The sequence below is a fragment of the Corynebacterium meitnerae genome (assembly GCF_027570075.1).
Classification (GTDB): Bacteria; Actinomycetota; Actinomycetes; order Mycobacteriales; family Mycobacteriaceae; genus Corynebacterium; species Corynebacterium meitnerae.
The window spans coordinates 1-5,487 of sequence record NZ_JAKMUS010000027.1 but is presented as its reverse complement, the minus strand read 5'-3'; the positions used below and the strand labels follow the sequence as shown (position 1 = coordinate 5,487).

General features: G+C 56.7%; 5 protein-coding genes and 1 rRNA gene. All 6 read left to right on the top strand.

The window, feature by feature from the left end:
• Positions 1-134: 134 nt before the first annotated feature.
• Positions 135-1,016, top strand: a complete 882-nt coding sequence (locus tag L8U60_RS10610) for an ABC transporter substrate-binding protein (protein WP_269966341.1) — start codon at positions 135-137, stop codon at positions 1,014-1,016.
• Between the two features lie 75 nt (positions 1,017-1,091).
• Positions 1,092-2,105, top strand: a complete 1,014-nt coding sequence (locus L8U60_RS10605; protein WP_269966340.1) for a siderophore ABC transporter substrate-binding protein — start codon at positions 1,092-1,094, stop codon at positions 2,103-2,105.
• Positions 2,105-3,076, top strand: a complete 972-nt coding sequence (locus tag L8U60_RS10600; RefSeq protein WP_269966339.1) for an ABC transporter permease — start codon at positions 2,105-2,107, stop codon at positions 3,074-3,076. The genes L8U60_RS10605 and L8U60_RS10600 overlap by 1 nt, the downstream gene beginning before the upstream one ends.
• The gene (locus L8U60_RS10595) at positions 3,073-4,089 is read left to right on the top strand and encodes an iron chelate uptake ABC transporter family permease subunit (RefSeq protein ID WP_034665402.1); all 1,017 of its coding nucleotides are present in this window, start codon (positions 3,073-3,075) and stop codon (positions 4,087-4,089) included. Before L8U60_RS10600 ends, L8U60_RS10595 begins: the two co-directional genes overlap by 4 nt.
• Positions 4,086-4,841 (top strand): iron ABC transporter ATP-binding protein, encoded by a 756-nt coding sequence (locus L8U60_RS10590; RefSeq protein WP_269966338.1) that lies wholly within the window; start codon positions 4,086-4,088, stop codon positions 4,839-4,841. Before L8U60_RS10595 ends, L8U60_RS10590 begins: the two co-directional genes overlap by 4 nt.
• 557 nt (positions 4,842-5,398) lie before the next feature.
• Positions 5,399-5,487 (top strand): 16S ribosomal RNA (locus L8U60_RS10585); the annotation flags it as partial.

Here is a 5,487-nt window from a genome sequence, read left to right as displayed (position 1 = left end):
CATGAAAAGGGCCAACTTTCGGGGTCTAGAGTTCGGGTTTTAGCTCACCTATGACCCGGCCAGGGGAGAAAGCCTCGGTTACCTATGTGCTAAGACATTAGGGTGACCGCGCCGATTCGTGCGCTTGGAATTAGGTGAAAGAAGGCTCCCCGGTGCAGATGATCTGGCGCAAGAGGTTGGTCTGTGTCGCGCTGTGCGCGGTGAGTTTGCCGGCGATGAGCGCGTGCGGTGAGGCGGGGGAAGCGGAGGCAGCGGGAGAGCAGACAATAGCCAAGCCAGCCTGGCTGGGTGGCACGGTTGAGATCACCGATAACTCGGGGACGAAGACGGTGCCGTTCCAGCCGAAGAAAGTCGTGGCCTTAGATCCGGGGACTGAGGTGCTGCTGAAGGACCTGGGGGTGGACGCGGATTATGGGTCGACGCCGGAGGAGGTTGCGCGACTGGAACCGGACTTGGTGGTGATCGGGGCGAAGACGTCCCACTCGCCGGCCGATTTCGGCGAGGTGGCTGTGGTGGATCTTGCCCCGCGGGATGAGCAGCCGCTGGATTGGGAAGTGGTGCGCCAGGCGCAGGTGCTGGGGAAGATCTTCGACAAAGAAGTAGAGGCTAAGCAGCTTGACGACGACTTCTCGGCCGCCCTCAAACGCGCCCGTAACGCCGCGAAGAAGAGCTGGACAGCCGCAGCGGTTCAGGTCGTGAACGGCAAGATCGTGCCGCAGGGGGCAGATGGCGGAAAGCTCTTCGGTCCAGTGATGGAGATGGTCGGCCTTGAGTCGGTGACGTTGGCAGATAAGCCGGATGTGATCTTGGTCAGTGAGCCGTCGCCGCTGCACAGCGCGGAGAGCTACCAGTCAACGATAAGGCAGTTGGATAAGGACCCCAAGATGAAAAATGTGCCGGCGGTGAAGAAGGGCAATGTCTACGTCGCGCCGTATTCCACGCCGCCAGAAGGGACGCTATCTGCGTACACGCAAATGTTCAACGAGTTAGCTAACCACTGGTCAGCGATTTATTAGGGCGGGTGTTGACTCTCAGTGGCCATATGGTAGGTTAGGCAACGCTTACCAAACTTTTGATGGACAAGGAGTATCATGTCCCGTAAATCCTGGCTCGCAGGCCGCCGTCCGGTGCGCGCTGCTGTTGCCCTTTTCGCCGCTGCTTCGCTCGCCCTCGTTGGCTGTGCACAGACCGACAACAACACAGCGCAGGAGACCACGGCTGTAGCCGAGGCGAAGACCGTCACCATTGAAGACAATGAGGGCACCAAGGAGGTTCCGGTAAACCCGACGTCCGTCGTCGCGCTGGATAACCGCAGCTTCGAAATCCTGGATGAGTGGGGCGTGAAGCCGGTTGCGGCTGCTCGTGCACTCGTGCCGGAGACCATTCCGGGAATTGCGGATGATGAGGACATCGTGGACATCGGCAACCACCGCGAGCCGAACCTGGAGGCCATCGTCGCGGCTGACCCGCAGGTGATCGTTTCTGGCCAGCGCTTCACAAAGTACAACGAGGAGATTGAGAAGCTCGTTCCGGATGCGGTTCTCGTGGACTTGGAGCCGCGCAAGGATCAGCCACTGGATGAGGAGTTCCTCCGTCAGGTCAACGCGCTGGGCAAGATCTTTGACAAGGAGGAAGAGGCCAAGAAGATGGCCGATGACTTCAGCAAGGCTCTTGAGCGCGCCCGCGAGGCATACAACAAGGACTGGAAGGTCATGGCGGTAAACGTCTCCGGTGGTGAGATCGGCTACGTTGCACCGAAGGTTGGCCGTACCTGGGGCCCGCTGTTTGACTTGCTTGGTCTGACTCCGGCGCTGGAGGTTGCAAATGCCAGCGATGACCACAAGGGTGATGATATTTCGGTAGAGGCCATTGCTGAGGCTAATCCGGACTGGATGCTCGTTCTGGACCGCGATGCTGCTATCCGCAAGGAGGATTCCGCGCCGGCGAAGCAGGTTCTGGATGACAGTGAGGCGCTGAAGAACGTGACCGCCATCAAGGAGGGCCACATCTACATCGCTCCGGCAGACACGTACACTAATGAGTCGATCATTACGTACACCGAGATTCTCAATGCTCTTGCAGATCAGTGGGAGGCTGGCGCTTAGTGCCGCATCGCTTATCGACGACCCGCCCGCGGCTTCTTGATACGAAGCTGCTGGCGGGTATCGCCGTTGTCGGAGCCTTACTGACAGTGTCTTTGATGGTGGGGCAGTACGACATCCTGGGCAGCGAAGAAGGAACTGAAATGTTCTGGATCACGCGCGTGCCACGCACCATCGCGCTGGTCTTGTCCGGCATGGCCATGGCCATGAGTGGCATGGTGATGCAGCTGCTCACCCAGAACAAATTCGTGGAACCCACCACCACCGGCACGACTGAATGGGCGGGCCTTGGCCTGCTGGTGGCGCTGTACTTCATTCCTAATTCATCGCTAACCGTGCGCATGATCGTGGCAGTGATCTTTGCCTTCATAGGAACAATGGTCTTCTTCCTCTTCTTGAGGAAGGTGACTCTGAAGTCTTCCCTGGTGGTGCCCATCATCGGCATCATGCTGGGTGCTGTGATTAGTTCCATTTCTACGTTCTTTGCCATGAAGACGGATATGCTCCAGTCCCTCGGTATTTGGTTTGCGGGCTCGTACACCTCGATCATCCGTGGGCAGTATGAAGTGCTGTGGACCGTGGGCATCGTGGTGGTGGCGGTGTTCATCTTTGCGGACCGGCTCACTATCGCCGGCCTGGGTAAAGACATTGCCGTGAACGTTGGCCTGAACTATGAGCGCATCGTGCTGCTCGGTGTCGGTCTTGTTGCCATTGCCTCCGGTGTGGTCACCGTGGTCGTGGGCATGCTGCCCTTCCTGGGGCTCATCGTGCCCAACCTCGTCTCCATGGTGCGCGGGGATGACCTACGCTCAAACCTTCCATGGGTGTGCCTCGTTGGCGTTGCCGTGGTGACCATCTGCGACATCATCGGTCGCACCATTATCGCCCCGTTTGAAATGCCAGTGTCGGTGATTCTTGGCATCGTCGGCGCGTTCGTTTTTGTGGCCCTGATTGCTAAGAAGGTGCGCGCATGATCGAGACGGATAGTGGAAGGAATGTGGGGGCGTTCCAGACGTCGACAAGCAAAAAGCGCTATTGGATGATCCTTGCGGTGCTTGCGGTGATTGCTGCGGCGAGTGCGTGGGGCCTGCTGGCGTACCAGAATCCGATGGAATTTGGCACACGTGGCTACTGGCTGATTGCTGAAAGGCGAGCAAACTCCGTGCTAGTCATGGCCATCGTTGCGCTGTGTCAGGGCATGGCTACGGTGGCGTTTCACACGGTGACCGGCAACCGCATCATCACTCCTTCCATCATGGGGTTTGAGGCGCTGTATGTGGCGATTCACACCTCGACCGTGTACTTCTTTGGCGCAGCTGGGCTGATTAATGCGCGCACGCTGGACATGTTCATCCTCCAGCTTGTTGTCATGGTGGGCTTTACACTGCTGCTGTATTCATGGCTGCTGACTGGCGAGAACAACATGCACGCGATGCTGCTTATCGGCGTGGTGATCGGCGGGGGACTAGCTAGCCTTTCGACGTTCATGCAGCGCATGCTCGCTCCGAGTGAATTCGACGTGCTCACAGCGCGCCTTTTCGGCTCCGTGAACAACGCTGACCCGCAGTATTTCCCTGTGGCCATTCCGCTCGCGCTTGGCGCTGCGCTGTTGCTTTACGTGCATTCGCGCACGCTCAATGTTCTTGCGCTCGGCCGTGAACCGGCCGTGAACCTGGGTGTCAACCACCGCGCGCATGCGATCTACGTGCTCGTCTTGGTGAGCGTGCTCATGGCCATTTCCACGGCTCTCGTTGGGCCGATGACGTTCCTCGGTTTCCTGGTAGCCACTTTGGCTTACCAGTTCGCCGACACCTACGATCACCGGTATATCTTCCCGATGGCCACGTTGATCGGATTCGTTGTGCTCACCGGGTCCTACTTCGTCATGAACCACATTTTCTACGCTCAAGGCATCGTGTCCATCATCATCGAGTTGGTGGGTGGTCTTGTCTTCCTTGCCGTCATTCTGAGAAAGGGGACGCTGTGATCAAGCTGTCATCTATCGCGAAGGGGTACGGCGAAGAAGTCTCCATCGGTCCTATTGATCTGGAGATTCCCGCCGGTGGCATGACCGCTCTCATTGGCCCCAATGGTGCCGGTAAGTCAACGCTGCTCACCATCATTGGCCGCTTGCTGTCCCAGGATGCGGGGACCGTTGCTATTGGTAACCGCGATATTTCCTCTATGAAGGGCAAAGACCTGGCCAAGGAGCTCTCTATCTTGCGTCAGGAGAATAACTTTGTGACGAAGTTGACCGTGCGTCAGCTCGTTGGCTTTGGCCGATACCCGTATAGCAGGGGGCGGTTGACCGCGGAAGACGAGGAAATCATCTCCCGCTATATCGACTTCCTCGGTCTCACGGGACTTGAGGGCCGCTACCTGGACCAGCTCTCCGGTGGTCAGCGTCAGCGCGCATACGTTGCGATGGTTCTCGCGCAAGAGACTGACTATGTGCTTCTCGACGAGCCCCTCAACAACCTCGACATCTCCCACTCCGTGGACATGATGCGCCACCTGCACGATGCTGCAGAGCAGATGGGCCGAACCGTCATCGTTGTGCTGCACGACATCAACTTTGCTGCGCGCTATGCCGACTACATCTGCGCGGTCAAGGACGGCAAGATCGTCCAATTTGGTACGCCTGAACAGGTCGTGCGTGCAGATCTCCTGTCTGAGATCTTCGGCACGGACATCGACGTGATCAACACATCCCGTGGCCCCATTGCGGCGTACTTCTAAGTTGTTCATCTCATCGACATAGCTGTGATGACATGCAGTTTTAGCCCGAGTTTGCATTCTTTAAACGAATGGGGTTAATGTATGAATCCGTCCTTGAGGCGGTTACCGAAAGGTAAACGCAACGTAAGGGCGACAATAAAACGATATTGCGAGCGAGTTGACACAGAGTGTCGGTTCAAAGTAATGTCGAGCAAGCCGCTTCAAACGGAGCCGATACGGTTTCGCGGAGAGCGTGCGTGTGTTGTGTGAGAACTCGATAGTGTGCCAATGATTTTTTGTTTGGTTGGTTTGTGACTGTTCACTCCTGTTTTGGGGTGTGTGCTGGTCGATGCTGTTTGAACCATTGATGGAATAGTGTCGTCTGGTTGGTCATGTGACTGATTGGATTTTTTGTTGTTGTCTTTTTTTCCTCGTCGAATGGGGCAATGGCAGTGATGAACCTTTTGGTTTGTCGAGTAATTTTTGGATATGCCAGTCCAGCATCTTTTTGTGGTGTTGGTTGGTTTGTTTTGGTTAGGTTTTGGGCTTTTCACGGCTTAAGTATCTTTTACTGATTTTTTGTGGAGAGTTTGATCCTGGCTCAGGATGAACGCTGGCGGCGTGCTTAACACATGCAAGTCGAACGGAAAGGCTCCAGCTTGCTGGA